Origin of the sequence: Leptolyngbya sp. NIES-2104, assembly GCF_001485215.1 — a bacterium.
Classification (GTDB): Bacteria; Cyanobacteriota; Cyanobacteriia; order Leptolyngbyales; family Leptolyngbyaceae; genus Leptolyngbya.
Genome location: NZ_BBWW01000001.1, coordinates 4009060 through 4033825, shown reverse-complemented (window position 1 = coordinate 4033825; position 24766 = coordinate 4009060). Strand labels below are relative to the sequence as shown.

Below are 24766 nucleotides of genomic sequence, written 5' to 3'. Positions count from 1 at the left end.
GAAGTGATATCGAGATAGCTTGTGTATTTACTAATTCCTGCGGCGGGTTCTGGACGACGAATGGGCAGCGCGTGGCAAAGCCAGAGCAAAGCTCCCCGGAACAAACTTCTGCTTGATTTACTCGGAAAACCTTTGCTTGCCTGGACACTTCTCGCCGCAGAAGCTTCACAAACGATCGCGTGGATCGGCATTATGGGGCAACCGATCGATTGGGATGACTTCAAAGCGATCGTTCACTCGCTCAATCTCACGAAACCTGTTCACTTCATCCAGGGCGGTGCAACCCGTCAAGAATCGGTCTACAACGGACTTCGAGCACTGCCAGACGCAGCGGAACATGTTTTGATTCACGATGGAGCGCGATGTTTAGCCACTCCGGAACTGTTCGATCGCTGTTCTCAGGCGCTTCAATCCTGTGACGGTTTCGTTGCTGCAATTCCCGTCAAAGATACGATCAAAGTCGTGAATGCAACTGGTGTGATTGACAGTACACCGAACCGATCGCAACTCTGGGCAGCCCAAACTCCCCAAGGCTTCTCGGTTCCGCTGCTGAAGAAATGTCATGCTGAAGGACGCGACAACGGATGGGAAGTGACCGATGATGCCGCGTTATTTGAACAATGCGGGTTAGCAGTGCAGATTGTCGAAGGTGAAGAAACGAATTTGAAAGTGACAACTCCGATGGATTTAGCGATCGCAGAATCCATTCTTAGAGCGCGATTGTTCTGAATTCTAACTCTGCAAATAATAATTGCTGACTGAATCATCACACCTTATCTGCTCTAAACTGTAAAGCTAAGTGTGATGGAATGTAAGTAAATACGATGAAACGCAAATTTTTTACAGGTTTGTTTGCGATCGCGGCAAGTTTACTGCCTGTTTCTGTGTCGGCTCAATCGATCGAAGGGTTCACAATTTTCGGAGATAGCCTTTCTGATAACGGCAATGCCTTCAGAACCACAGGCGGTCTGATTCCGCCCAGTCCCCCCTACGTTGATGGTCGCTTCACCAATGGACCCGTCTGGGTCGAAAACCTTACCGCTCGGCTCAACTTAACAACAACGACCGTTAATTTTGCTTTCGGTGGCGCAACTAGCGGAACTGCAAACACCTTACCCATTCCCTCGCCGTTATTTCCTGGAGTCACGACGCAAGCTAATCTCTTTTTACAAAATTCGCCACGTTTGAGTCCCGATCGCGCTTTTGTCGTCTGGGCGGGTGCAAACGACTATCTCGGTGGCGGTATTACCAATCCTGCCATTCCGGTCGGCAATATCTCTAGTATTTTGCAGCGGTTAACTGCCGCAGGTGCAGAAAAGCTGATTGTTGTGAACTTACCCGATTTAGGCAAAATTCCGGGGACAATCAGTAATCCAGCTCAAAGTGCAGGATTGACCCAGCTCTCAGCCGCACACAATCAAGGTTTGAGAGCTTCATTACAAGCATTGGCGCAAAGTCAACCGAATGTCACAATCATTCCGATCGATGTCGCTGCCCTCGTGAATGAAGCTACGACTGACCCAGCGCGATTTGGCTTTACGAATGTGACGACCCCTTGTATCGGAACGGGTGCGAACTGTGATCAATTCTTATATTGGGATGCACTTCACCCGACTGCTAGAGCACATCAAATCATTTCGGACTTTGCCTTTGATATCTTAACGGCTCCTCTAACGATCGTGCCTCAAGCCGAAATTGCATTGGGCGTGGCGCGTCGTCCAACGACTGATTTGAATGGTCGATTAGTCACATTGCGAAACCCGAATCCGAATCAAAGATTGGGTGTGTTTGTGAATGGAGATTTTAACTTCGGAAATCGAGATGAGAGCGATCGCACTTCTGGCTTCGATTTTGATACCAAAGGAGTCACGGTTGGCGCAGATTATCGTGTAACCGATGATCTAGCTTTGGGATTAGCATTCAATTATTTTAATAACAATACGGATTTGAACAACGATCGCGGCAATGTCTCGATCGATAGCTATTCGCTCTCTGCTTATGGCAGCTATAACCGCGATCGCTTATACGCGGATGCCGTGATTAACTACGGTTGGAATAGCTTCGACATTGAAAGAAACATTCGGGTCACCGGATTTCGATCGACAAACGCAAGCACTGATGGCAATCAGTTCTCAGTTCGGCTCAACACTGGATACAACTTAGGAGAAAATCAACTGGCATTTGGTCCGATGGTGGGTGTGCGCTATACCAAAGTGAAGATTGATGGCTACACAGAACGCGATGGAAGTTTGTTAAATCTGAATGTTGCTGATCAAGAAGCAGATTCTGTAGTTCTAAATGTTGGTGCACAAGTGTCTTATGATTTTCGTCTCCCTTCTGCGACGGTCACACCTTATCTATCCGCCAACTATGAGCATGAATTTGCAAATGGAAGCCGTGAAATCGTTACAGAGTTGGTGAGTCAGCCTGGAATCCCGAATCGTACTCGCACCGATGAACCCGATCGAGATTTCGTCAGACTCAGTGCTGGGGTTCAAACGCAATTTGTGAATAATTTGTCGATCGGAATCGGATACGAAACGATTCTTGGCAAACGCGATGTGAGCGATCATGCGATTCAAGCTCGACTGCGCTATCAGTTCTGAGAAATACGGGTCTATCAATACCGAAATTCCTGGCGAATAGAATTCGCGGCTATACAAACGAAGTCCGCCTGACGCGGACTGACAGCTATTTTCTTAACCTGCAACGGCAGGTTTTGTCTGTGTAGTCGCGAATTCCATTCGCCGGGTTTATTTAATCTACGATTCTAAGTATGATTCTGAGGGCAGAGTAAAAAGATTGATATGCGTGCAGTTGCCGTTGATCCATCCGTTTCAGGACGATTGATCCTTCAGGAAGTCGATCGACCTTCGCTTCTTCCCTCAGAAGCATTGATCAAAGTTGCCGCCATTTCTCTTAATCGAGGCGAAGTCCGACGCGCTCAAACGGCTGCGGCGGGATGGCGACCTGGTTGGGATTTAGCAGGAACCATTGAAACTCCTGCCGCCGATGGTTCAGGCTTCCCTGTTGGAACTCGCGTCGTCGGATTCGTCCCGTCGGGAGCTTGGGCGGAATATGTCGCGGTTCCAACAGATGCGATCGCATCTTTACCCGATTCTGTCTCTTTCGCAGATGCCGCAACGCTTCCAGTTGCTGGACTCACTGCATTGCACGGACTCGCAAAAGGCGGACTGTTACTTGGCAAATCTGTGTTAATCACTGGAGCATCCGGAGGAGTCGGATATTTCGCGGTACAACTGGCTCGACAAGCAGGCGCGATCGTCACCGCACAACTCCGCCGCTCTGATTGGATCAATTTCATCAAAGAAGCAGGCGCACATCAAACGATCGTCGGTGAATCGCTGGGAGAATTCAGTCCGTATGATGTGATCTTAGATTCCACAGGCGGAACCCTGTTATCGAATGCAATTAGCGCGATCGCCAAAGATGGAATTTGTGTCACTTACGGAACGACCGCAGATGGAACCGTAACCTTTGATGCGAAATCTTTCTATGGTGCAGGTGGCGCGAGTTTGTATGGCTTCATTTTGTTCCACGAACTCAAGCGCGAACCTGCTGCGATCGGACTTGCAAAATTAGTGCGATTGTTAGCAGATCAACGCCTCAAACCGCATATCGATCGAACCGCATCTTGGACAGAAATTGCATCTGTAGCGCAACAGTTAAGCGATCGACAATTCATCGGTAAAGCGGTTCTCCATCTGAACTAGATTCAATTTGCTCAAAGTCCCCCAGAATGGGGAATTTAGGGGGCATAAGCCGATCGAAACGAAGCAGAGTACTTCTATCAACTACAGATTAGAATGCGGTGCTTCTTCCGACACTGATCCATTTGCACTGATCAATTCTGATTTAAGCACGATCGAAGCCTGCGCCAAAATCAACGCATGAAACCCACCACACAACAATAAGCGATCGCCTGCCTGGATCTCTAAATCTTCCTGCGGGAATCGAATCAGCTTACTATCACGTCGAATCGTCTGCACCGAAATGTTATACCGCTGCTGTAAATCTAACTCTGCTAGAGTTTTACCGATCAAAGAACTGTCTAACGGAACTTGAAGCCACTGACAACAAGACTTCGTCGAAGGAACCGCAGCTTCTCCTTTTGCTAACTGATCGAATGCAGCAACTTCATCCGGTTCACCCACAATCAGTAAGCGATCGCCTTGTTCTAATGTAGTTTGACCGTCCGGATAATCGATCTCGGCTCCGCCTGCTCGTCGAATTGCCATTACCGTCACCCCAGTTAAGCGACGAACATCAGTTTCTTCGATCGACATTCCCAACAGCGGTGATTCTTCTGGTAGTCCATACCACCGACTATTCATCTCATTTGCTGCGGCTTTCAAATCGCGTGAAATCTGCTCAGACGGTTGATCCGGTCGCATCTCTAAATAGTGCGAATTGCGAATCAGTTGAACTTCGCGCTGAACCGCTGGAGTTGGTAAACCCATGCCTGCCATCAAGTGGGCAGAGAGTTCTAAACTGGTTTCAAACTCTGGTTGTACAACTTCTCGCGCCCCTAACTGATAAAGGACTTCAATGTCTTTATCTTTGTTCGCTCTCACGACCAAATCAAGCTCAGGCGCAATTTCCAAAGATCGCTTCACACACAATCTTGTACTCATTGCATCCGGAAGCGCGATCGCCATTCCTTGCGCCTGTGCAACTCCCGCTTTTTCCAACACATACGAACTCGCTGCATTGCCGTAAATGTAAGGGATTCCGGCTTCTCGAACTTTTTGAATCTGCGTTTCTGATTGGTCAATGACGAGCACCGGATAATTGCGATCGCGCAACAACCGCACAATATTCCGCCCAATCCGACCATAGCCACACACAATCACATGATCCCGAATCGGCAAATCTTCCGAAACGGCTAACGGCTCATCTGACTGATCTAAATATTTTGCTAACCACGGAATCGATTCACCCCAGGCAAATAGCTTTGGAACCAGTCGCAACACAAACGGAGTCAGCACTAAAGTAACGGCGGTAGTTCCAAGAATGAGTAGATAAACTCGACGCGAAACAATGCCTAATGTTTGTCCTTCACTTGCTAAGACAAACGAGAATTCTCCGATTTGAGCAAGTCCTAACCCTGCAATCAGCGCGGTTTTCAACGGATAGCGAAAGATCCGAACCAGCGGAGTCACAATCAAAAACTTACCAATAAAGACCAGCGCCACTAAACCTAGAATCAGTTCGAGATTGTTCCAGAGAAACACCGGATCGATCAACATCCCGATCGACGCAAAGAACAACGACGCAAAAATGTCGCGCAGCGGTTCGACATAAGTTAAGGTCTGATCCGCATATTCCGCTTCTGAAATCATCAGACCTGCAACAAACGCACCCATCTCGATCGACAATCCTAAATGCTCGGTCAGTAGCGCAATTCCCAGACACAACGCCACCACACCCAGCAGAAACAATTCGCGGCTCTCCGTTTTTGCCAATAATCTCAAGAGTCGCGGAATAATCCAAATTCCAGCAGCAACGGCTCCCAGTGCAAAGAGTCCCGTTTGAATCAACGCCCACCCGATCGCCAATCCCACTTCTTCGATCGGCTTATCCAGTGCAGGCAACACCGCCAGCATTAGACCCAATGCCAAATCCTGAACGACCAGAATTCCTAGCATCACTTGTCCATGAGGAGTCCCCGTCTCGTTGCGCTCCATCAAGCACTTGAGCACAACCGCAGTCGAAGAAAGCGACAGAATTGCGCCCAAAAACACGCCTTGAGTCGGAGAATCCACCCAACCCATCGTCAACGCCACTAAGGTCGTTCCCAAAATCGTCAGCGCAATTTGCAGCCCGCCGCCGCCGAGACTGATGACCTTAACTTTCTTCAGTTCTGAAAATGAGAATTCCACACCGAGCGCAAACAGGAGAAACGCGACTCCAAACTGCGCCAGCGTTTCCACCTGGACTAATTCTTTAATCAACCCCAGCCCCGTTGGTCCAACAATTACCCCGGCGACCAAATACCCCAACAGCACCGGCTGTTTCAACAGGGCAGCTAACAATCCACCCGCCGCCGCCGCCGCTAACACTGAAACCAGATCAACGATTAACCGAAAGTCTTCTTGCACGGGTTCTTATGAATTATTAGAAAATTATCACAGTCTATTAACATCACTTTACAGGGAATCGGGAACTTCGTGGAGAACCCGTGATGCAAATCCGCACGATCGCATCGCACAATGCAGGCGATACGGTAATCTATATAAGAAGCAACTTGCATTTCGATCGATGTTTTGCATCTCACTGATGCAACGCAAGGTTTCCTAAATCTGCGATCGCTTTGTTTCGCGCCAGTTCTGAGAGTGCTAACTCATGACGATGCAGGCACATTCCAATTCCACCCCAGATACCAAAGTGCCACTCCAGATTTTGCTGTTCGTTGATCAGCGTCCAGCATCGCGAGAACAAATTCGCCAAATTCGCGACTATCTGAAAGATCGCAGTGCCGAATGCCCCTTTGAACTCGAAGTGATCGATGTCGGTGAACAACCGTATCTTGCCGAACATTATCGATTAGTAGCGACTCCGACCCTGATCAAACTGCATCCAGAGCCGCGCCAAACGCTGACCGGAAGTGATCTCATTGTTCAACTCAAGAGCTGGTGGCCCCGCTGGCAGCGATCGGTCGAAGAATTCATCGCCAACACGCCGCAACCCTCCGAAAATCCCGTTTCTCAGATCGGACATTCAACTGAAGTGATCAAGCTCAGCGATGAGATCTTTCGCCTCAATCGCGAAAACGAAGATCTCAAAGCGCAATTGCATTTCAAAGATCAAATCATTTCGATGCTGGCACATGATCTTCGCAATCCTCTCACCGCTGCCTCGATCGCGATCGAAACGCTAGAAATCGCCCACAAGCAAGCGGATGGACAACCCTCTCGCTTGACTCCACAGATGACAGCAAATCTGCTCAAACATGGTCGAACCCAGATTCGCACCATCGATCGCATGATCACCGATATTCTCCAAGCCGCAAGAGGAACCAGCGCTGAACTGCACATTCATCCTGAAAAATTAGATTTAGGTGTGCTTTGTCAGGATGTTATGTCCGATCTAAGCGATCGCGTTCAGGCAAAACAGCAGCGACTCAAAACCGACATTCCTTCAGATTTACCGATCGTCTACGCGGATGCTGAACGAGTCCGGCAGGTGATTGTCAATATTTTGGATAACGCGATCAAGTACACGCCCGATCACGGCACCATTCAGGTTTCGATTCTGCATCGCACCACACAAAAAGTTCAAGTGAGTATTTGTGATAACGGTCCGGGTGTGCCGCTGGAAAATCGCGATCGCATTTTTGAAGATCACTACCGATTGCAGCGCGACGCGGCTCAAGAAGGATACGGTATCGGGTTATCGCTCTGTCAGCGGATTGTTAGAGCGCACTATGGGCAAATTTGGGTCGATTCAGGCTTGGATCAGGGTAGTTGTTTTCATTTCACACTGCCAGTTTTTCGCTCTTAGTCTCTACAAAATTGAGGTAATTACCGAGATTTCAGTGATTGTACGGTAGATGAATTCCGCCGAATTACAAGAGTGCGATCGACGTGGGTTTTGATAGTGCGATCGTGACTTTGCATTGGTTTCAATCATTCGTTATGCCCGCATCTTCACTATACTGAATCTTTAAAGTCTTCTCTCTGTGAAATCTAAATACGGAGATGATTCAAACATTGATTGATTTGATCGATTGCGGCATCTCAGTAATTGCATTTGTTAAAAATATTACACGGAATACAGAAATCACTGAAGCAATTTTTCTCATGCCAGCAATTAAACTGAGTCATCAAAGTTCATCGTTTTTGATAAAAGTCTCTTGTATTAGAAATTTCGCGATTAGAACCTGGCAAAACCTCAATGCTTAAGCTCTTGTAGTGCGCTTCCGTATGTCGTCTACAAAGGGTATTTCAGATTACAAAGCTGGTGAACTGCTGCGTAAAGCTCATCGTTCGGTGTTCAATTCAAGGAATACTTCATCAATTCATCACATATAAACTTACTTTGAAGATAATACTAAACTGATCAAAAATTTCGCTTTCGTAGCGCTTGGCTTTTCTTGTCAAAGTATTTGAAATACTGGTGTTATTACGGTACTAATTCCGAATTCACTCCCTTATAAATGGGCTTAAGCGCGAGTTGTGAACTGCAAGAAACTCTTGCCTGAATTCATAACAATGCTGCGATATTTGTGTATTTGATTCAGCGATTTAGCTGATCTGACTTGTTTCCTAAAAGTGTTAGGTTCGAGCAGAAAAGGAGAGCTTCTCTGACTCTGGCTCGATCGCTCTTCGGAGTGACCCGCGCTGGAACATGTTTTAGGTGCATCGAATGTGCGATACGTGTCTTGGCGTTGTGCCGTCGTCAAGTCCAGTCTGAACCCAATCCACTATCCGCGTCGTCATGGGACTGCTTGCGTAGATGAATTACGATCCTTTAGAGTTCAAAGTCACAACTCCCGAAGTTGGAGTTTACGAGTGTGAGGTTCGCCTGAAATTCAGGCTGATCGAGGAGAAAGGTGCATTAAGCAATCCAGAACAACTGCTGGAATTGCTGCTCGATGCTTATTCTTGTGGTGTAGATGAGTTTTTAGAACCCATCGAATCTACGGTGAAAGCAGAAGAAATCTCTGAATTTACGGCATCTCCGCAGATGCGCCGTCAGTTGATTCGTCTCCGCAATTCAAAAGAATAATTAATAGAAAAATGAATATTTCAAGGGGGAGTCGTGTTTGCGGCTCCTTTTTTGCGGTGCGTGTCGATCGAGCGCACAATAAAAACAGTGATCTTAAAAGCCTCCATGAATTCAGCATTATCCAACGCAAAAAACTTAATTTCCGATTTGATCAGCCAGTATCGTCATCGTGTCGATTATTTGGCAATTCGTCTGGAAGCGGCAGAAGGCACTGATATTTTGCTGCGGGGTCATAAGATCGAGACACTCAGCGAAGGGATTTCGATCGGGGGACAAGTCCGAGCCTGTTATAAGGGTGGCTGGGGTTTTTCTAGCTTCAATCAGTTATCGAGTTTGAAAGCGCGGGTCGAAGATGCGATCGCGGCGGCGCGATTAGTCGGAACCGATGAAACCGTTTTAGCTCCGGTGGCTCCAGTTCAGGATGAACGATCGCTGTTATTAACTGGAAGCGATCCCCGTCAGATTCCTCTAGCGCAAAAGAAAGCGCTTTGCCAGCATTACGGAGAAATTCTTCGCAGCGTTGATCCCCGAGTTGCGACGATTTCGGTTCGATATGGAGACAGTAATCAACGAATCATTTTGGCGACTTCAGACGGTACGCTGATTGAGCAGTCTTGGGTCGATCTGGAGATGCGGTTTGCGGCGACTGCGCGAGATGGCGAAACTGTTCAGACAGGGCGTGAAACCGTAGGATCACGGAAAGCTTACGAGGATTTACTGGGACTCGATCGACAAGTGCAAGAGGCAGCACAACGAGCGGTGAATTCTCTAGCACTTCCGCCTGTGAAGGGAAATACCTACACGGTTGTGATTGACCCGATTTTGTCAGGATTATTCGTACATGAGGCGTTTGGGCATTTATCTGAGGCGGATATGGCGTATGAGAATCCCGATATTCTGGAAGTGATGAGTATCGGACGACGGTTTGGATCGCCGGAATTGCAGATTTATGATGGTGCCGCGATCGAGGGTCATCGAGGGAGTTATTTCTACGATGATGAAGGCGTTCCAGCCACCACGACGCAACTGATTCAAGATGGTGTTTTAGTTGGGCGACTCCATTCGCGTGAAACCGCAGGCAAATTAGAAGAAGCGCCGACCGGGAATGCTCGGTGTTTGAACTATCACTATCCACCGATCGTGCGAATGACCAACACCTGGATCGAGCGCGGTAAAACACCCGTGAAGGATCTATTTCAGGACATCAAAGAAGGGGTGTATGCCCGAAATTGGATCGGCGGAATGACCAATGGCGAGATGTTTACGTTTACTGCTGGTGAAGCTTGGATGATCCGAAATGGTGAAGTAGCGGAACCTGTACGGGATGTGACCTTATCAGGAAATGCGTTTAAGACTTTGGCGGATATTGAAGGAATCGGCGATGACTTCTTCTGGGATGAATCGGGGGGATGTGGCAAAGGTGGACAAAGCGGGTTAGCGGTCGGTTGTGGTGGTCCGAGTTTGAGAATCCGCGATGTGGTGGTTGGGGGAGAAGCGATCGAGGATTAATCGATCGGGTTTCGTTCGATTGCCCACGTTGATCCAAAATAATTCCAAAATCCGTTGGGGTGTGGGGTTGGTTTTTGGTTGTGGGGTTGATCGTAGAGACGCGATTAATCGCGTCTCTACCCGTCGTTTTGGAAAATACGCGTTGTCGGGAAATTTCGTTGTTATCGGATCGACGAAATTACCCCACCGTCCGCGTCAACAACACCGGACAATTCGCGTACACCCGCACATAATCCGATAACGACGTACCCAACAATCGATCGAGATCCGGTAATCCTTTCGCGATCGACGGTCTTCGATCGGGTGATCCCAATACCAACAAATCCGTTTTGACCTCATCCGCAACGCGACAAATTGCCTCGCCCGCTTTTCCGGTCGTCACGATTGCTTTATAACCGACCCCGTACTGTTTCGCTTGAGCGATCGCATCAGCGAACGCGGGCACTTTCTCAGCTTCCGCACCCATTTTTTCAGTCGCTTTTGGATCACTATCGACATTCACAAGCGTGACCTGTCCCCCTTTGATATCTCGCAGCAAAAAGAGCGCTAACTTCAATGCTTGTTTCGAGGCATCGGATTTGTCGATCGCGACCGTCACCCGATTGATCGCCCGCACGAAAATATCATCTTTTACCAACAGCATCGGACGTGATGAAAGCTGAAACACATACTGACTCACCGAATTTTCTAAAATCGAAACCAACCGCTTTAACCCACGCGATCCCATGATGATCAAATCGGCGTTAATTTCATCGGCAGCCTTTAACACTTCCGTTTTTGGATCACCTTGACGCAGCATTGCCGAAACATGATTCGGCTCTAATTTCAACGATTGAACCGCTTTCGCTAGAACTTTTCCGCCTTCTTCCCACTTTTCCGTCATCGCATCGGAACTCGTTTGTGGGGGAACGACGTGAAGCACTGTCACCATCGATCGCTGAACCGACGGAATCGCCATCAGCGCGTTCAGCATATCTTCTGAACGCCCCGTTCCAGAATCGGCTAATAAAATTTTTTCTATCATCGCATCGCCTCGTTTCTGCGTAGACTTTAAAGCAGGGTTGTTTCTCGATCGAGCGTATTTTCTCGGTCTGTATTAAGTCTAGGCTTCGGGGCGACCCTGTGTTCATTATGGTTTGTGAAGTACGATCGTGTCTCAATCTCCTCAATTACCAACCTCAAACCTTGTTCCGTCAACGATCGCGCTCGATTGGTTTGACTATCCGATTACGGTTTATGCTCACCATACGGATTATGCAGGTGTGGTATGGCATGGAGCCTATATTGCTTGGCTCGAAGAAGCTCGAATCGAATTTCTCCAGTCGCGTGGAATCGATTTCGCGCAGTTAGTCGAAATGGGCTGTAATTTGCCTGTGATTGATTTGTCGATTCATTATCATCAATCATTACGCATGGGTATGAAAGCGATCGTCAAAACGCGACTAATGTCGATCGAGGGCGTAAAGCTTCCTGTCGAATACGAAATCCGATCGCTCGATAATGCGATCGTCTATGTCAGCGGTCGAGTGGTTCTCGTTCCGGTGGATATGGTGAAAGGCAAAATTTTGAGACGATTGCCTTCGACGGTTGAAAGTGCTTTAGCGATCGTGCGTTAGAAATGGCGCGGCTTGATTCAAGCCGCGCCCTCTCAAATTAATTAGATTCTGCCAAGACCGCCTGTAATCGACTCCGAAACTCACCTTTCGGATGTCCCCCTTTCACTTCACCCAAGATTTTGAAGTCATCTTCGGGTGAATCGCAAATGATGTAGGTGGGCCATCCCATTTCGGCTTTATCGGGATATTGAGTGAGCAAAATCTTCCGGTACTTCCGGTAGGTTGCGGTGTCCTGCATTTTCACATCCACGAACTGCAAGCCTAATTCCTCAGCCACTTTTTGGTCGTAAAACGCCATCTTGTGACAGATTCCGCAATCTTCAGACGAAAACTTGATTACTGCACGAGTCATACTGAAACTTTGATTTGAATGCTGTTTCCAGCGTAAAAGATTCAGGCTCCAATTTGCGTAAAACTCTGTGAACGAGCGCGATTCCACCCCTGATCAGCGATAATAAAATTTAACAAACGTTGAAAAGAGTCAGCCTATGTCATCGCTACTTCGTCGATTGCCGCCCCTCGGTGCCTTGTGTTTCTGGGGTGGAATCGTAATTACCATCATCGGATTCACCGCCTACGTGCTCAATTATGCGGCTCTGAATATGATCGGGTTCTTTTATGGTATTCCGCTCGTCTTAGGTGGAATTGCGTTAAAGATTACCGAATTGCGTCCGGTACCGCTGACGATTCCGACCACTCCCGAAGTAGAAACGCTCAAAACAACCCAAGCGACCGACACGCAAAAACAGATTTTTGATGATCTGACTCGGTATCGCTACGGGCAAGAAGCGCATTTAGATAGCGCGTTGAAATTCTTAGGACTCGCTCCGACCGATGACGATCGACCGACGATCGTGGGCATTCGCGAAGAGAATATCGATGGAGCCTACGCAATGATTCTCGAATTCGATTCACCGTTTATCACTCTGGAAACCTGGAAAAAGAAGATTGAAAAGATGACGAGCTTTTTCGGTCCGGGTGTACGAGTGGATGTGAAACAGCCTGCGGAAGAAACGATCGATCTATTCATCATCGCAACTCCCGCCGTCACTGCAACAGTTTAGGCTTCAAAAAGGCTGCTCTTTGTGGGGCAGCCTTTTGTGCTATGCAGAACGCGGTTGAATGTTCGATAGAATTGCTGCTTCTGCGTTCTGGGCGTGATAGAAATCCCATCTCAACTGGAGATTCATCCAGAAATCAGCAGAAGTCCCGAAGTATTTAGCGAGTCGCAGAGCGAGTCCGGGCGTTAGCGCCCTCTGTTCCTGCACGAGAGTTTGAATCTCTTCTTCAGAGACGTAAATTGCCGCGCTCAATTCGTGAATGGTTAGATTTGCAGGCAAGAGAAATTCTTCTTGCAGCATCTCACCTGGATGAGTTGGAACCCGATGAGTAGGAACTCGAATCATTGGATTAGCGATCGAAACTAAGTTAATGATAATCAACAATCACGACATCGCTAGGAGCATCATTCCAAACAAAACAGATTCGATATTGATTGTTGATTCGGATGCTGTGTTGTCCTGCTCGATCGCCTTCTAGTGCTTCTAATCGATTCCCAGGTGGCATTCGTAGATCGTCTAGGGTCGTCGCTGAATCTAATTGATCCAACTTTCGCGCTGCGATTTTCCAGAGTGTTTGCGGACAGGTACGCCGAGCGGCTTTCGTATCCCGCCCATTAAAAATGTCGTCATACCAATTCGATCAATTAATGCAACAGATCAAACGATCGTCGTCCCACCGCGAAATCCGGGTAGAGACGCGATTAATCGCGTCTCTACGGTCGTCGGGTAATTGCATGATTTGTCGCATTGTTGTTTTGAATTGGTATCAGTGCCAGAACTGCCAAAAGATTCGATCATGACCACTCATCAAAAAAGCCGTCCAGCATCGGGCGGCTTTCAATCACTCAAATTCAGCCTAAGCTGAAACACTTTCAGCCGCATAAACGCTGACGCGCTGACGGTCTTTGCCCACCCGCTCAAATTTCACTTCGCCTGCAATCAAAGCAAACAGCGTATCATCGCTGCCGCGTCCGACATTGTTTCCAGGATGGAACTTTGTGCCGCGTTGACGGACTAAGATGTTTCCTGCTTTGACGACTTGACCGCCGAAACGCTTCACGCCCAATCGTTGAGCATTAGAATCGCGTCCGTTACGGGTACTACCTGTCCCTTTCTTATGAGCCATAATTCCCTCTGAAATTGCGTTCTCTAGTTCTAGATTAACTGGTCTCTAGATTAACCTTGCGCGTCGTCTTTGGTTGCAATTGTGCTGCCACCCACCCTGATCGAATCGATCATAATCCGAGTGAGTTCTTGACGATGACCGCGTTTTTTGCGGGTTTTCTTTTTCGGCTGCATCTTGTAGACGATCACCTTCCGTCCACGCAGATGGCGCATCACGGTCGCTTGAACGGTTGCCCCTTCTACAACGGGCGCACCGATCGTGATCTCGCCTTCGTTGTTGACGAAGAGAACCCGATCGATTTCCATCTGTGAGTTTTCTTCTCCCACAAGGCGATTGACATCATAAAAGCGACTCGGTTCGACCCGAATCTGCTGCCCTGCGATCTCGATAATTGCGTAAGCCATGAATTTTTCCCAAGTAGTTGCCGTACAGGTCGCGATCGAGTCGCAGTTCATACCTGATCCGAGCATGAGTCAGTTAACTAGTATGCAGAATGGATCGAAATACTGTCAAGTCACATTTTCTGCGAGTGCAAGATACACTTGAAGTAAGGAAAGCGTTTGTGATGCTATGGCAGAAATCGTTAAGCAGAGTGAGCTTTTAAATCAGACTGTCCTCGATCAAGGTTCGATGCAAGAAGTGGGACAGGTCGAAGTCTTGTGGATGTACCCGAAAGTGCATCGGGTGTTGGGCTTTATCTGTAAGTCGGGCTGGCTTGGCAAGCGGAAAACAGCATTTAATCTAGAGCAACTTGAAGCGATCGGGAGCGATGGCGTTCTAGTCAATTCGGAGCCTGTCGAAACCGATGCGGAGAAAGTGAAACAACTTGAAACGCTTGTGGGCTGCGAAGTTTGGACGGATTCGGGCGATCAGGTTGGAAAGATTGTTGATTACTTATTCGATTTACGAACAGGCGAAATTCAACATTACTTGTATATCTCAGACGGTTGGGGTGGCATTGTCGGAAGTGTTTACTTGCTGCCACCGAACTACATTTTGAGATATGGAAGTCGTCGGGCGATGGTTCCGAAAGAATCGGTTGAATCGTTTGCGGTGTACCGGGGCGGAGTACAGGAACGATTCTCGAAAGTCAAAGATTTGCTGAGCGATGAGAAAGTTCAGGTCACGCAAGAAGTTCGATCGCTGGCTGAAATTGCCCGTGAAAGAGCGCGGAAATTAAAGGAAAAAGCGCGATCGTTCACCGAACAAGCTTACGAATTTGTCGAGGATATTGCACTCGATGAAACTGAACCTTATGTTTCTCCGGTGTCGGAACCTGCCCCGTGGGACGATTGGGAAGATGAACCTCCCAAGAAGCAAGAGGTAAAACCGCCCCAAACCTCGAAAGCGCCTGCTGATGTTTGGGACGATGACGACTGGACTTAATTGATGAAGTTTCGGGTAATTCTCCGGATTTCAAGCTTTTCTCTGTCGTAGTGAATTTTGAGAGTGCTGACATGAGCGGCTCAAGATCAAACGACAGAGAAAAAATATGCAACGAAAATGGATTACGTTTTTGGGGCTGGTAATTAGTAGCGTGCTGCTAATCGTCATCAGTCAAGCGGAACCTGCATTCTCGATCGCGCCTCCTCCCGGAACGGTGACGAAGATAACGGCAGAACTCGGAACCCTAATCGGACGGAAAGCGACTCGTCCGATTATCGTGACTGACGAAAAGAAGGCTCCGGCTGCTTTTGCTGAAAGTATCAAAGCGGTAAAGGCTAATCATGGTGCGGTGACGATTCCAGCGAAAAGGGTCGGCGGCAAATGGGAAGAACAAGGTTTAGGCGAAAAGATGGACACCTGCTGGATTGTCTGGCTTTCGTCTTATACGAATGATGCTCAGGATCGATCGCTGCTTGCCCACGAGATTTATCACTGTCTTCAAAACGAAATCGTTGGGGTTCACAACTTGCCGAACTGGTTCATTGAAGGATCGGCGATGTGGGCAGGTGAGGAATACACAGGCGGAACCAAACTGAGTAATCCGATGTGGAAGGACTACTTAACCGATGAGAAATCGCTGTTTAATCGGTTTTATGATGCGATCGGCTTTTATGCCCATCTGAAAAACAGCGGAGCCAATGTCTGGAAACTGCTCGATTCAGTGATGAAATCAGGGGCAAAAGATTCTGATGCGATCTTTAACCAGCTTGTGAAAGGAACTGGCGATTCTGTTCTAACGAATTGGGCATCTGGGCTGGCTCGAAAATCTGAGGCGGGACCGGATTGGAATACAACGGGACCTGGAATCACAACCGATAAACGATCGCCAAGCTCGATCGCGGTTTCTTCAGGCAATCCGATTTCTCGCGAAATCACTCGCGGTCTTCAAGTCCTTTACGATGTCCAAGTTCCAGATGGAAAAATCATCAATTTCAATTTGAAAGGCTATGGCGCTCTACGCTGGACAGGCGGAAAGAGCGACATTCTGAAATTTAGCCAAACGTTCAACAGGCGTTACTGTGTTGGTGAAACGTGTCGCTGTGAGAATGGTTCTTCGCCTTCGGGTGTCGAAACAGCTCCCTCGAATCAAGTATTGCTTGCAGTCACAGGAACGACTCAATCAGCCTTCATCGATATCACAGCGGAAGACAATCCTTGTAAGAAAGACAAGCCCAATAGCGGCAATTCTGGCAGTAATTCTGGCAGCAATTCTGGCTCATCGAATTCTGGAGGAAGCGGCACGAAATCAGGAGCCAGCTACGGTGATCCACATTTAATCACGTTTGATGGATTCCGCTATAGCTTCCAGACGATCGGGGAATTTCTCCTCGCTCAGTCTCAAGATGGCAAGTTCGCGATCGAAACTCGCCAAGCTCAAGTTCCAGGACAAGAATTAACGCTAAATACCGCGATCGCGATGAAAGTCGGTACTGATCGCATCGGGTTCTATATTCAAGGATCAACGCCTGTCGTAAAAGTGAATGGTCAGGTGAATTCGGGCGATCGCATTTCTCTAACGGGTGGCTCTGTGCAAAAACAGAGCGATCAAGAATATGTAGTGCAATGGAATACTCAAGAGCAAGCAACCCTTCGACTCATCGAAGTTGCAAAACTCAAGTTTCTCAATGTCACGGTCAATGTTCCCGATCAATCGCGTCGATACGCTGGCTTATTAGGTAACTTAGACGGCAATGCAGCAAATGACTTGCAAACTCGCTTAGGTAAAGTGATTCCGACAAAATCGAGCTACGGACAACTAACCAGCGCACTGAGCAATTTACTGCCAACACCGATTCCGTTATCCAGCATCGAAACTGCTTTTCTCGATCAGCTTCACCGGGAATTTGGGGACAGTTGGCGCATTCAGCAAAGCGAATCTTTGTTTGATTACGACGCAGGACAATCGACCGAAACATTTAGCGATCGACGTTTCCCCCGTCGTTATCTGACCCTCGGATCGTTGATGCCGTCTCAACTGCGATCGGCTGAAACCGTTTGCCGCAATGCAGGCGTTGAAGCGAATTTGCTCGAAGGCTGCATTTTTGATGTGGGACTCACGAATCAGCCTGGATTTGCTCAAGCAGCGGCGACCGCATTGGTGCGGGGAGTCGTCGATCGGGTTATCGATCGAGCTGTGGATCAAGTCCAAGACAAGATCCCGGTCAAGATCCCGGTTCGGATTCGCTTGCCTTGGTAGGTGTGAATCCAAAAGGATGTTTGAAAAGTCTTCGTTTGTTGCAATGCCCGCCCTGAAATGAATTTCGGGCTAATCGACGAAAGTCCTTTGAAAAGGACTAAGAGCTTGAAACTGGCTCCTAGTCTACTTCAGTAGACTTTCCACGGTTAGCCCGAAATTCATTTCAGGGCGGGACGTAATCGAAGCGAAAAATCTATATCAAAGTTGGGTTTCAGCGATATTGACGGTTTCGATCGCTCTTGTGGTTTTCGGAATCGTCGATCGCTGTCTCGAAACTAATTCAATCCCAGTTCGCTGTTGATTTGGGCGATATTTCTCCGTGATCTTCTGACCTGTTAGGAAATTGCTGCTTTCGCGGGTTTCGTCTCCGGTAGCGCGATCGCGAACATTCACATCCAGCCCGATCAACACGATTCGATTAGAAGCCTTGTCGATCCAAAAACGGTGCAGCGTATTAACAGCCTCACGAGAACCGCGCAATTGATCGACCAAAATCACACCGTTTTCGATTTTGATTTGAATCGATCCCAACATGCCGCCACAAGTTGAACAGAGTAAAATATTCGGAGCGAATCCGATTCGTTGCCATTGACCGTTAGATTGTTGCTGCAAAACGAGGAGCGCACGATCGCGATCTTCTCCGGAAGTTTTGATCAATCTGAGAACTGCATCAGGTTTGCGATCGCCATTCAAATCGCCTTGAGTCGTTGATTCAACTTTCCAGCCTTTCGGAACGAGCGATTGTAGGGTTCCACCTTGGGCGGGAAGTTCGGCGGGTCGAGGGGCTTGAGCGATCGCAGGAATCACAGGCGAGATTGAGAACATCGCCACAGCCAAACTTAAAATTGTACGCTTCATAAATTTCCGGGATTGCTTCAGAAATCAGCTTCAAGCCCCACGATCTAAATTTCGGGATTTAACCGCCGTACTGCCAGCCTGTACTTTCAAGCCGTAAGGGGTCGCCTTCTCGATGGACTCCAGCCGCGATCACTTCTCCCACAAAAACGGTGTGATCACCATGATCGACTGTTCCAACGACTTGACATTCAACATAGCCCAACGCATCAGAAATAATCGGGCAGCCCGTCTCACCGAGATAGAATTCTACATCCTCGAATTTATTTCCTACACGACGCTGAGGTTTAAAGAACTTTTGCGCGAGGTCTTTCTGTCCTGCTTCAAGGAAACTGATCGCAAATACGCCACTCTTGCGGATCATTTGATTCGAGCCAGAATCGGCTTTAACGCAATTCACCACGATCGGCGGTTTAAACGATCCTTGCATCACCCAACTTGCAGTAAAGCCGTTCACGTCTTCGCCATCTTTGACCCCACAAATATACAAACCGTGAGGAATTTTCAGCAACATTGCTTTTTTTGCCTGTTCGTCGAGCATGGCTACTCCCTAAAATCGTTTGTCGATCGATAAGCTTATCAAGATTTACTGTCGAGATGCGGGGATGTTTGCAGGACTGACTTTTTCAATACAACAGAGCCAGTCTTGCCATGCGGCAGGATCAGCGGTCTGATTATCAGCCGCAATCATCAAATCCGAGAGTAGCCCAGCGATGTCATCGGATTGAGTACGATCGTAAAACTGTTCCAGAAATAAAACCATCGCTTCAAATGCTTGTCGGTCGGTTAATTGGTTCATTGATTTTGTCCTCGCTTATGGTTTCAATTACTGAAAACAAAACCGACTTCTCTATCGCTAGAAAAGTCGGCTTTCACAAGAAGGCTCGATCGCGCAATTATTTCGCCAGGAAGCCTTTCACTTGCTGCAATGCGTAAGGAAGAATACGGGAAACAGCCCAACCACCTGCAAGAATGATCGGAAATAACACGATTAAGATGCGAAAGTCAAAATCCATACCAGTTCTCTCGTTTAATCAGACGTTTCAATTATTTAAATTTGTACCGTATTTTGGATGGGTTTCAAAGTACTTCTCTCAGGCACTTCACATTTGTACATGAAACCCCAGGTCGGTTCCTTTATTTGCGTGAACAAGTGCTAACTTTTCGTAATGTTGAGCGTGTTCGATGAGATGTTCAACTTCTGAATCTGAAAGTTCGCGAATCGGCTTGCCCGGAACACCGACGACAAGCGATCGAGGTGGAACATTTTTCGTTACGACTGATCCCGCCCCGATAATGCTCCCTGCACCGACTCGAACGCCATCGAGCACGATCGCGCCAATCCCAATCAGACAACCTCTTTCAATATGAGCGCTATGAATCACGGCTCGATGTCCAACGGTGACAAATTCCTCAAGGATCGTTGGCTGACCTGAATCGCCGTGGAGAATCGCGCCATCTTGAATATTCGTACTGGCTCCAAGGAGAATTTTTTCCACATCCGCCCGAACGACTGCGTTATACCAAATGCTGACACCAGACGAAATTTCGACATTGCCGATCACAGTGGCATTCGGAGCAACGAACGCGGAGCGCGAGAAATCAGGGAGATTCCAATAAGATGGTGTAAAAGTTGGAAAATCAGAAGGATTCACGGTGATAATGATTCTAGAATGCGCAAAGGTTGACCGTTATAATAATTTCACGATCGCGCTTCACATTAATGAATGATTTGAGTGCCCGTACTTCATGATTAATCCCAGCTTTCAGTATCCGATTTTTGGTCCCGAAATCCAGTGTCCCCACTGTCGTCAGACAATTCCGGCGTTGACACTGACTGATACTTATTTGTGTCCGCGCCACGGTGCATTCGAGGCGAATCCGAAGACGGGCGAATTAATTCATCTCCAATCAGCGCGTCACTGGCGACTCTGGAACGATGAATGGTATCGCCAACACACGCACCCCGACGGAATTCGATTTGAGATTCATGAAGCGCTCGATCGGCTCTACACCCAGGGGTATCGTGCGACTCGTGTGATTATCGCTCAGCGCTATAAGGAACTGATTAGTACCTATTTAGAGCGCAGTACGCCTTGGCGCGGGCAGGCGGATTCTCCCAAACCTAGACTCTATGGGCTTCCAGTTGAGTTCAGTCCTGATCCAAAAGACGATCCCTGCTGGGATGTGATCAATTTCGATCTGGAAAAAGAACCCGGTGCGCCTGTGAGATACCCGTATTTCCGATTGTTCGAGTAACAATGATTAATATCGCGATTAACTTGGCGACTTTGATGGGCTTGGGGTTGATAGTGCTTGCAATCACGCTGCTGATCTCAACTTTTACCGGAAGACCGATCGAGGGAAGCAGAGTCATTCAAAGCCTTGTGTTAGCGGTGCTCTATTTCCTCGCAGGCGGGAGCTTGCTGCTATACGGCTGGCGATTTGATCCGATCATGCAGCTTTCCCAAGTGATTTTGGTCGGAGTGATTGGATATTTGACGCTTAAAGATTTGAATCGTGATTGAGCGAATCAGGAGGACTCAAGCTAATGAGTGATGAATCGATCGATTACTCTGACATTCCCCCTCTAACGGATGAATTCTTCGAGAATGCAACGCTAACTATTCCGGCAAAACAAGCTCAGCAATGGGTGAAGCTTGATGCGGATGTTTTAGAATGGTTTCAAGCTCACAGTGACGAATACAAAGCTGCAATCAACTCAGTGCTGCGACAATTTACCAAACGATTGAGCAAGCCAGATTTGCATCACGTTTCGATTAGAACGGCTGATATTTTTAGGGCGATCGCATTCTACGAACAGCTTGGATTCACCGTGTGCGAACGGTTCCAGACGGGCTACACATTAGCGTGCTGGATGGAAGGTTTGGGCGGGCGGATTGAACTCTTGCAAATTCCTGAACCGAAACCCGCTCCAGATGCCTTTAATGATGAGCATTACACCGGGTATTATCATCTGTCGTTCGATGTAACGGAATTGACCGAGGAATTGCCGCAGTGGATTGAGTCGCTGAAGACGAAATTAGAAGCGCAAGATCAGGCGTTAATGGTGTTATTGGAACCGACGCAACAGATGATTGGCGATCGCGTTTATGAAGTGGCGTTTATTGCGGATATGGATGGATTACCAATTGAATTTCTGAATCGGCTGAAGTAGAGTACCATGCTCTAACTTGCGATCGATTCGGTGAGACATGCCTGCGGAACCCTTTCTTGATAATTGGACGTATCTCAAAGTTGAATTTAACTGGTTAGAGCGGTTGTTGTTGACCGCTGTAGCGAAACAGAAAAAAGAAGCGAAAACGATCGAGCGAGTGGCACAAACGAAAGCCGATCACGCAACCAGTCATTGGTGGAAGGGCGTGATTAGTTTGGAGGACTCGATCGCGTTTGATTCTCCAGTGAAACCGTCGAAGCCGTCTCCAAGTTATCAGCAGCAGTTAGAAGCCCGAATCCAAGCGAGTCGGCAACGAGGGATTGGACTCGCGTTACCGCTGTTATGCGATCGCCTAAATCTCACGACATCTGAGAAAAATATTATCCTGATTGCGCTCGCGCCTGAAGTGCATCGCCGTTACGCTCAATTGTTTGGATATTTGCAGAGCGGTCAGGATGTCTTGGAACGACCGACGATCGATTTAGTTCTCCGGTTGCTTTGTCGAAATGATGCGGAATGGCGGACAGTACGATCGAACTTGATTGATTCGAGTCGATTGATGAAATCGGGATTGATTGAAGTGGAAGAGAATGATCGATCAATGTTTTTATCCCGATCGTTAAAGCTTTCTAATGAGTGCGTGAATTATCTTTTGAGCGAACCTGTAGATTTAGCGGCACTAGAGGAGTTAGTTTCGCTGGAAGTACCTGTAGCAATTAATCGATCGCAGAAACAATCGATCAATCTCGTGCTGCCTGAAACGGTTCAAGCTCAGTTAGAAGAGATTTATGATCAAATTCGGTTTACGTCTCAACTGCGAGAATGGGGATTTAGACAATCAAAAGGAATCACAGCATTATTAATTGGAGCCAGTGGAACCGGGAAAACGATCGCCATTCAATCGATCGCTCAAAAATTAGGATTGCCGTTAACTGAGATTGATTTAGCGATCGTTGATGAACCGACGGAAGATTTAATCGATCAACCGCTGTTATTGATCAAATCAGCAGAACGATGGTTAACTCGATCGGCTCCGATCGCAAAAGTGCTTGAACTGATTGAATCTCGAAATGGTTTAACTTGCTTTAGTGTGCGGCATCGATTGGCGATTCCAAGCGCTTTAAGGTCACGGATTGATTTTACGATCGAATTTCCCAAGCCCGATACAACCGCCCGAATTCAACTTTGGCAGCAAGCTTTTCCGAAAGAAACTTCGATCGCTCAAATCGATTGGAAACCATTAGCCAAGAAATACGCGCTCACAGGTGGAGAAATTCGAGAAATTGCTCAGATTTCAGCGATCGAAGCCTTATCTCAAAATTCACCCACGATCGAACTCAATCACATTCTTAAAGCAATCGCCCGACTTTCCCGATAAGTGGAAGTGCGATCGTTTTTCGTTGCCACAGTCGCACCATCAGAAAGAGATTCAGCACAAAATAACCCGAAGTCATAAAACTCGCGGTTAAAAGGAGCGGCAACTGAGCAGATTCGGACGTGAACGCACTCGCGCCCATCAATCCGTAGAGAATCAACCAGCCCAGCGCAAATTTCACCACAAATCGACTCAAAACCCGTTCTTGCCGACTTCCCGATCGACGATACAACGTCCACACCGCTGGGAAAAATCCAAACACGGGCAAGAGATAGAAAAATAGCCGCAGATGCCGAATTGCATCTGGTTCTAAGCGATCGAAGTCATTCATAACACAAGGAATCACGGCGAAAGGAAGATGAACCGAAACCAAAGCGCGATAATAATATCTAGAGACTGCCCAAAACGCTCTCGTGAATTCCTGTCGTTCGTTGTTGCATCATGCCTCATCGCAATAAGCTATGGATTTGGTGGGAGTCCTTATCTCCCGTGTCAAAAGCGATTCTCGTTGCCACATTCGTACCGCTAGTGGTGCTGAATGCGTGGGCGTTTTCGTCGATTTTTAGCTACTTTCATTCGCTTTTAGCGATCGTCGTTGGCGCATCGTTGCTGACTTTTCTGCTGAATTATCCCGTCAGCTACATGCAGCAACATGGCACAACACGAGGACGAGCCGCTATTATCGTCTTTCTGTTCACCATTTCAGTCCTATTAGCGATCGGGGTGACACTCGTTCCATTAGCCCTCCAGCAAGCTCAGCAACTCGTGATTCGATTGCCAGATTGGATCGATTCGGGACAGCGACAATTGATTCTACTCAATGATCAAATTGAAAAAGCTGGATTTCCAGTGAGTCTCGATGTGTTGGCAGATCAAATCACATCCCCGGTCAAGACTCAATTACAGCGATTAGCCGGAGATATTCTTGGGTTAGCGGTCATTACCGTTACGAGTTTGCTTGATTTTCTATTAACGTTAGTCCTCACGTTTTATTTACTCCAGCATTGCGATCGACTGTGGGAAAGTTTGGTCGAATGGTTGCCCGATCGCATCAGAGATTCATTCACAGAAACATTGCGCCTGAGTTTTCAGAATTTCTTCTTTAGTCAGTTGATTTCATCGACTTCGATGGGATTTGTGCTGACTGTGATATTTCTCACGTTGCGCGTTCCGTTTGGATTACTGTTTGGATTGACGATCGGGACAATGGCGCTGATTCCATTCGGTGGCTCGGTTGGAATTGCGGTTGTTTCGTTGCTGGTGGCACTGCGCGATATTGGATTGGGTGTAGAGGTTTTAATTGCGGCGCTGATCGTGCAGCAGATTATTGAAAATCTGATTATGCCAAGAGTTTTGGGAAGCTTTACCGGACTGAATCCAGTTTGGGTATTCATCTCGATTTTGATGGGGGCGCGGGTCGGTGGATTGCTGGGGGTTGTCGTTGCGGTGCCGATCGCGGTTGTCGTCAAGAGTATATTGGTGTCTTTAAGAGCACCTCATTCTACGATCGTTGTTTCTGGCGATGCGCTGACGATGAGTGCTTCGCGCTCTGATGAACTGTCCAAAGTCTCTGAAAGCTGAATTGAATTTAAACTTTTGCGAGGTTGGGTTATCTCACCCGCGCTACATTCTTTTCTTCTCTTATGCTGGAT

28 protein-coding genes are annotated in these 24766 nt (G+C 47.7%); 15 read left to right on the top strand and 13 right to left on the bottom strand.

Translation table 11 applies throughout. The features are described from left to right. The first annotated feature begins 21 nt into the window (after positions 1–21). The 3 genes from ispD to NIES2104_RS19155 all read left to right on the top strand — a co-directional run bounded on the left by ispD (position 22) and on the right by NIES2104_RS19155 (position 3734). On the top strand, positions 22–729 hold the full coding sequence (gene ispD / locus NIES2104_RS19165; protein WP_058999865.1) for a 2-C-methyl-D-erythritol 4-phosphate cytidylyltransferase: 708 nt from the start codon (positions 22–24) through the stop codon (positions 727–729). A 95-nt stretch (positions 730–824) separates the two neighbouring features. Further along, complete coding sequence (locus NIES2104_RS19160; RefSeq protein ID WP_058999864.1) at positions 825–2606, top strand: autotransporter domain-containing protein; 1782 nt, start codon at positions 825–827, stop codon at positions 2604–2606. A gap of 201 nt (positions 2607–2807) precedes the next feature. Next, on the top strand, positions 2808–3734 hold the full coding sequence (locus NIES2104_RS19155) for a zinc-binding dehydrogenase (protein ID WP_058999863.1): 927 nt from the start codon (positions 2808–2810) through the stop codon (positions 3732–3734). Between the two features lie 81 nt (positions 3735–3815). Here NIES2104_RS19155 and NIES2104_RS19150 read toward each other — a convergent pair whose 3' ends face one another. Continuing rightward, entirely contained in the window at positions 3816–6122 is a 2307-nt protein-coding gene (locus NIES2104_RS19150) for a cation:proton antiporter (RefSeq protein WP_058999862.1), read from the bottom strand. A gap of 244 nt (positions 6123–6366) precedes the next feature. Here NIES2104_RS19150 and NIES2104_RS19145 point away from each other — a divergent pair, with 244 nt between their 5' ends. The 3 genes from NIES2104_RS19145 to NIES2104_RS19130 all read left to right on the top strand — a co-directional run bounded on the left by NIES2104_RS19145 (position 6367) and on the right by NIES2104_RS19130 (position 10260). Continuing rightward, the gene (locus tag NIES2104_RS19145) at positions 6367–7524 is read left to right on the top strand and encodes a histidine kinase (protein ID WP_156426998.1); all 1158 of its coding nucleotides are present in this window, start codon (positions 6367–6369) and stop codon (positions 7522–7524) included. A gap of 954 nt (positions 7525–8478) precedes the next feature. Continuing rightward, the gene (locus NIES2104_RS19135) at positions 8479–8751 is read left to right on the top strand and encodes an Npun_R1517 family heterocyst differentiation transcriptional regulator (protein WP_058999860.1); all 273 of its coding nucleotides are present in this window, start codon (positions 8479–8481) and stop codon (positions 8749–8751) included. 105 nt (positions 8752–8856) lie between these two features. After that, positions 8857–10260 carry a TldD/PmbA family protein gene (locus tag NIES2104_RS19130; RefSeq protein WP_058999859.1) on the top strand — a complete coding sequence of 468 codons (1404 nt, stop codon included), beginning with the start codon at positions 8857–8859 and terminating at the stop codon, positions 10258–10260. A 178-nt stretch (positions 10261–10438) separates the two neighbouring features. Here the strand turns inward: NIES2104_RS19130 and NIES2104_RS19125 are convergent, their stop codons facing one another. Then, positions 10439–11284, bottom strand: a complete 846-nt coding sequence (locus NIES2104_RS19125) for a universal stress protein (protein WP_058999858.1) — start codon at positions 11282–11284, stop codon at positions 10439–10441. Positions 11285–11411: 127 nt separating this feature from the next. Here NIES2104_RS19125 and NIES2104_RS19120 point away from each other — a divergent pair, with 127 nt between their 5' ends. Further along, a complete protein-coding gene (locus NIES2104_RS19120) occupies positions 11412–11876 on the top strand; it encodes a thioesterase family protein (RefSeq protein WP_058999857.1) in 465 nt (154 codons plus the stop codon). A gap of 37 nt (positions 11877–11913) precedes the next feature. On the opposite strand, the gene NIES2104_RS19115 is transcribed toward NIES2104_RS19120, so the two are convergent. Then, positions 11914–12228 carry a hypothetical protein gene (locus NIES2104_RS19115; protein ID WP_059001899.1) on the bottom strand — a complete coding sequence of 105 codons (315 nt, stop codon included), beginning with the start codon at positions 12226–12228 and terminating at the stop codon, positions 11914–11916. A 136-nt stretch (positions 12229–12364) separates the two neighbouring features. On the opposite strand from NIES2104_RS19115, the gene NIES2104_RS19110 reads away from it, so the two are divergent. Next, complete coding sequence (locus tag NIES2104_RS19110) at positions 12365–12940, top strand: DUF2854 domain-containing protein (protein WP_058999856.1); 576 nt, start codon at positions 12365–12367, stop codon at positions 12938–12940. A gap of 39 nt (positions 12941–12979) precedes the next feature. Here NIES2104_RS19110 and NIES2104_RS19105 read toward each other — a convergent pair whose 3' ends face one another. The 4 genes from NIES2104_RS19105 to rplU all read right to left on the bottom strand — a co-directional run bounded on the left by NIES2104_RS19105 (position 12980) and on the right by rplU (position 14533). After that, complete coding sequence (locus NIES2104_RS19105) at positions 12980–13282, bottom strand: HigA family addiction module antitoxin (RefSeq protein WP_059001897.1); 303 nt, start codon at positions 13280–13282, stop codon at positions 12980–12982. A gap of 22 nt (positions 13283–13304) precedes the next feature. Next, positions 13305–13559 carry a type II toxin-antitoxin system RelE/ParE family toxin gene (locus NIES2104_RS19100; protein ID WP_058999855.1) on the bottom strand — a complete coding sequence of 85 codons (255 nt, stop codon included), beginning with the start codon at positions 13557–13559 and terminating at the stop codon, positions 13305–13307. Positions 13560–13793: 234 nt separating this feature from the next. After that, on the bottom strand, positions 13794–14063 hold the full coding sequence (gene rpmA, locus NIES2104_RS19095; protein WP_058999854.1) for a 50S ribosomal protein L27: 270 nt from the start codon (positions 14061–14063) through the stop codon (positions 13794–13796). A gap of 50 nt (positions 14064–14113) precedes the next feature. Continuing rightward, positions 14114–14533, bottom strand: a complete 420-nt coding sequence (gene rplU, locus NIES2104_RS19090; protein ID WP_339375157.1) for a 50S ribosomal protein L21 — start codon at positions 14531–14533, stop codon at positions 14114–14116. A 100-nt stretch (positions 14534–14633) separates the two neighbouring features. Between rplU and NIES2104_RS19085 the strand changes: the two genes are divergently transcribed. Together NIES2104_RS19085 and NIES2104_RS19080 are read left to right on the top strand one after the other, a co-directional pair. Further along, on the top strand, positions 14634–15449 hold the full coding sequence (locus NIES2104_RS19085) for a PRC-barrel domain-containing protein (protein ID WP_058999853.1): 816 nt from the start codon (positions 14634–14636) through the stop codon (positions 15447–15449). Positions 15450–15555: 106 nt separating this feature from the next. Next, positions 15556–17706 carry a VWD domain-containing protein gene (locus NIES2104_RS19080; RefSeq protein WP_058999852.1) on the top strand — a complete coding sequence of 717 codons (2151 nt, stop codon included), beginning with the start codon at positions 15556–15558 and terminating at the stop codon, positions 17704–17706. Between the two features lie 198 nt (positions 17707–17904). On the opposite strand, the gene NIES2104_RS19075 is transcribed toward NIES2104_RS19080, so the two are convergent. The 5 genes from NIES2104_RS19075 to NIES2104_RS19055 form a co-directional block, all read right to left on the bottom strand. After that, a complete protein-coding gene (locus NIES2104_RS19075) occupies positions 17905–18564 on the bottom strand; it encodes a hypothetical protein (RefSeq protein ID WP_058999851.1) in 660 nt (219 codons plus the stop codon). Between the two features lie 58 nt (positions 18565–18622). Next, on the bottom strand, positions 18623–19102 hold the full coding sequence (locus NIES2104_RS19070; RefSeq protein ID WP_058999850.1) for a flavin reductase family protein: 480 nt from the start codon (positions 19100–19102) through the stop codon (positions 18623–18625). A 45-nt stretch (positions 19103–19147) separates the two neighbouring features. Beyond that, complete coding sequence (locus NIES2104_RS19065) at positions 19148–19360, bottom strand: hypothetical protein (protein ID WP_058999849.1); 213 nt, start codon at positions 19358–19360, stop codon at positions 19148–19150. A 97-nt stretch (positions 19361–19457) separates the two neighbouring features. After that, positions 19458–19577 (bottom strand): photosystem II protein Y, encoded by a 120-nt coding sequence (locus NIES2104_RS19060; protein WP_058999848.1) that lies wholly within the window; start codon positions 19575–19577, stop codon positions 19458–19460. Positions 19578–19664: 87 nt separating this feature from the next. Next, positions 19665–20216: a gamma carbonic anhydrase family protein gene (locus tag NIES2104_RS19055; protein WP_156426997.1), complete on the bottom strand. Its 552-nt coding sequence runs from the start codon at positions 20214–20216 to the stop codon at positions 19665–19667. 94 nt (positions 20217–20310) lie between these two features. Here NIES2104_RS19055 and NIES2104_RS19050 point away from each other — a divergent pair, with 94 nt between their 5' ends. The 4 genes from NIES2104_RS19050 to NIES2104_RS19035 are packed head-to-tail and all read left to right on the top strand — an operon-like array spanning position 20311 to position 23117. Beyond that, complete coding sequence (locus NIES2104_RS19050; RefSeq protein WP_058999846.1) at positions 20311–20820, top strand: TIGR02652 family protein; 510 nt, start codon at positions 20311–20313, stop codon at positions 20818–20820. 2 nt (positions 20821–20822) lie between these two features. Continuing rightward, entirely contained in the window at positions 20823–21089 is a 267-nt protein-coding gene (locus tag NIES2104_RS19045) for a Ycf66 family protein (protein ID WP_058999845.1), read from the top strand. A gap of 23 nt (positions 21090–21112) precedes the next feature. Beyond that, on the top strand, positions 21113–21739 hold the full coding sequence (locus NIES2104_RS19040; protein ID WP_082690033.1) for a BrnA antitoxin family protein: 627 nt from the start codon (positions 21113–21115) through the stop codon (positions 21737–21739). A 37-nt stretch (positions 21740–21776) separates the two neighbouring features. Then, a complete protein-coding gene (locus tag NIES2104_RS19035; protein WP_058999844.1) occupies positions 21777–23117 on the top strand; it encodes a hypothetical protein in 1341 nt (446 codons plus the stop codon). Here the strand turns inward: NIES2104_RS19035 and NIES2104_RS19030 are convergent. After that, on the bottom strand, positions 23089–23445 hold the full coding sequence (locus NIES2104_RS19030) for a hypothetical protein (protein WP_058999843.1): 357 nt from the start codon (positions 23443–23445) through the stop codon (positions 23089–23091). The two genes, NIES2104_RS19035 and NIES2104_RS19030, sit on opposite strands and share 29 nt — an antisense overlap. A gap of 110 nt (positions 23446–23555) precedes the next feature. Here NIES2104_RS19030 and NIES2104_RS19025 point away from each other — a divergent pair, with 110 nt between their 5' ends. Then, a complete protein-coding gene (locus NIES2104_RS19025) occupies positions 23556–24695 on the top strand; it encodes an AI-2E family transporter (RefSeq protein ID WP_058999842.1) in 1140 nt (379 codons plus the stop codon). Positions 24696–24766: the final 71 nt, after the last annotated feature.

Bases quoted from the DNA above. Each gene is read 5' to 3' on its own strand.
- NIES2104_RS19025 (WP_058999842.1), top strand. From the start codon at position 23,556: ATGCCTCATCGCAATAAGCTATGGATTTGGTGGGAGTCCTTATCTCCC.
- NIES2104_RS19145 (WP_156426998.1), top strand. From the start codon at position 6,367: ATGACGATGCAGGCACATTCCAATTCCACCCCAGATACCAAAGTGCCA.
- rplU (WP_339375157.1), bottom strand. From the start codon at position 14,533: ATGCTCGGATCAGGTATGAACTGCGACTCGATCGCGACCTGTACGGCA.
- NIES2104_RS19135 (WP_058999860.1), top strand. From the start codon at position 8,479: ATGAATTACGATCCTTTAGAGTTCAAAGTCACAACTCCCGAAGTTGGA.
- rpmA (WP_058999854.1), bottom strand. From the start codon at position 14,063: ATGGCTCATAAGAAAGGGACAGGTAGTACCCGTAACGGACGCGATTCT.
- NIES2104_RS19105 (WP_059001897.1), bottom strand. From the start codon at position 13,282: ATGATTCGAGTTCCTACTCATCGGGTTCCAACTCATCCAGGTGAGATG.
- NIES2104_RS19160 (WP_058999864.1), top strand. From the start codon at position 825: ATGAAACGCAAATTTTTTACAGGTTTGTTTGCGATCGCGGCAAGTTTA.
- NIES2104_RS19125 (WP_058999858.1), bottom strand. From the start codon at position 11,284: ATGATAGAAAAAATTTTATTAGCCGATTCTGGAACGGGGCGTTCAGAA.
- NIES2104_RS19040 (WP_082690033.1), top strand. From the start codon at position 21,113: ATGAGTGATGAATCGATCGATTACTCTGACATTCCCCCTCTAACGGAT.
- NIES2104_RS19115 (WP_059001899.1), bottom strand. From the start codon at position 12,228: ATGACTCGTGCAGTAATCAAGTTTTCGTCTGAAGATTGCGGAATCTGT.
- NIES2104_RS19065 (WP_058999849.1), bottom strand. From the start codon at position 19,360: ATGAACCAATTAACCGACCGACAAGCATTTGAAGCGATGGTTTTATTT.
- NIES2104_RS19030 (WP_058999843.1), bottom strand. From the start codon at position 23,445: ATGAATGACTTCGATCGCTTAGAACCAGATGCAATTCGGCATCTGCGG.
- NIES2104_RS19035 (WP_058999844.1), top strand. From the start codon at position 21,777: ATGCCTGCGGAACCCTTTCTTGATAATTGGACGTATCTCAAAGTTGAA.
- NIES2104_RS19070 (WP_058999850.1), bottom strand. From the start codon at position 19,102: ATGCTCGACGAACAGGCAAAAAAAGCAATGTTGCTGAAAATTCCTCAC.
- NIES2104_RS19155 (WP_058999863.1), top strand. From the start codon at position 2,808: ATGCGTGCAGTTGCCGTTGATCCATCCGTTTCAGGACGATTGATCCTT.
- NIES2104_RS19110 (WP_058999856.1), top strand. From the start codon at position 12,365: ATGTCATCGCTACTTCGTCGATTGCCGCCCCTCGGTGCCTTGTGTTTC.
- NIES2104_RS19045 (WP_058999845.1), top strand. From the start codon at position 20,823: ATGATTAATATCGCGATTAACTTGGCGACTTTGATGGGCTTGGGGTTG.
- NIES2104_RS19080 (WP_058999852.1), top strand. From the start codon at position 15,556: ATGCAACGAAAATGGATTACGTTTTTGGGGCTGGTAATTAGTAGCGTG.
- NIES2104_RS19060 (WP_058999848.1), bottom strand. From the start codon at position 19,577: ATGGATTTTGACTTTCGCATCTTAATCGTGTTATTTCCGATCATTCTT.
- NIES2104_RS19075 (WP_058999851.1), bottom strand. From the start codon at position 18,564: ATGAAGCGTACAATTTTAAGTTTGGCTGTGGCGATGTTCTCAATCTCG.
- NIES2104_RS19085 (WP_058999853.1), top strand. From the start codon at position 14,634: ATGGCAGAAATCGTTAAGCAGAGTGAGCTTTTAAATCAGACTGTCCTC.
- NIES2104_RS19050 (WP_058999846.1), top strand. From the start codon at position 20,311: ATGATTAATCCCAGCTTTCAGTATCCGATTTTTGGTCCCGAAATCCAG.
- NIES2104_RS19130 (WP_058999859.1), top strand. From the start codon at position 8,857: ATGAATTCAGCATTATCCAACGCAAAAAACTTAATTTCCGATTTGATC.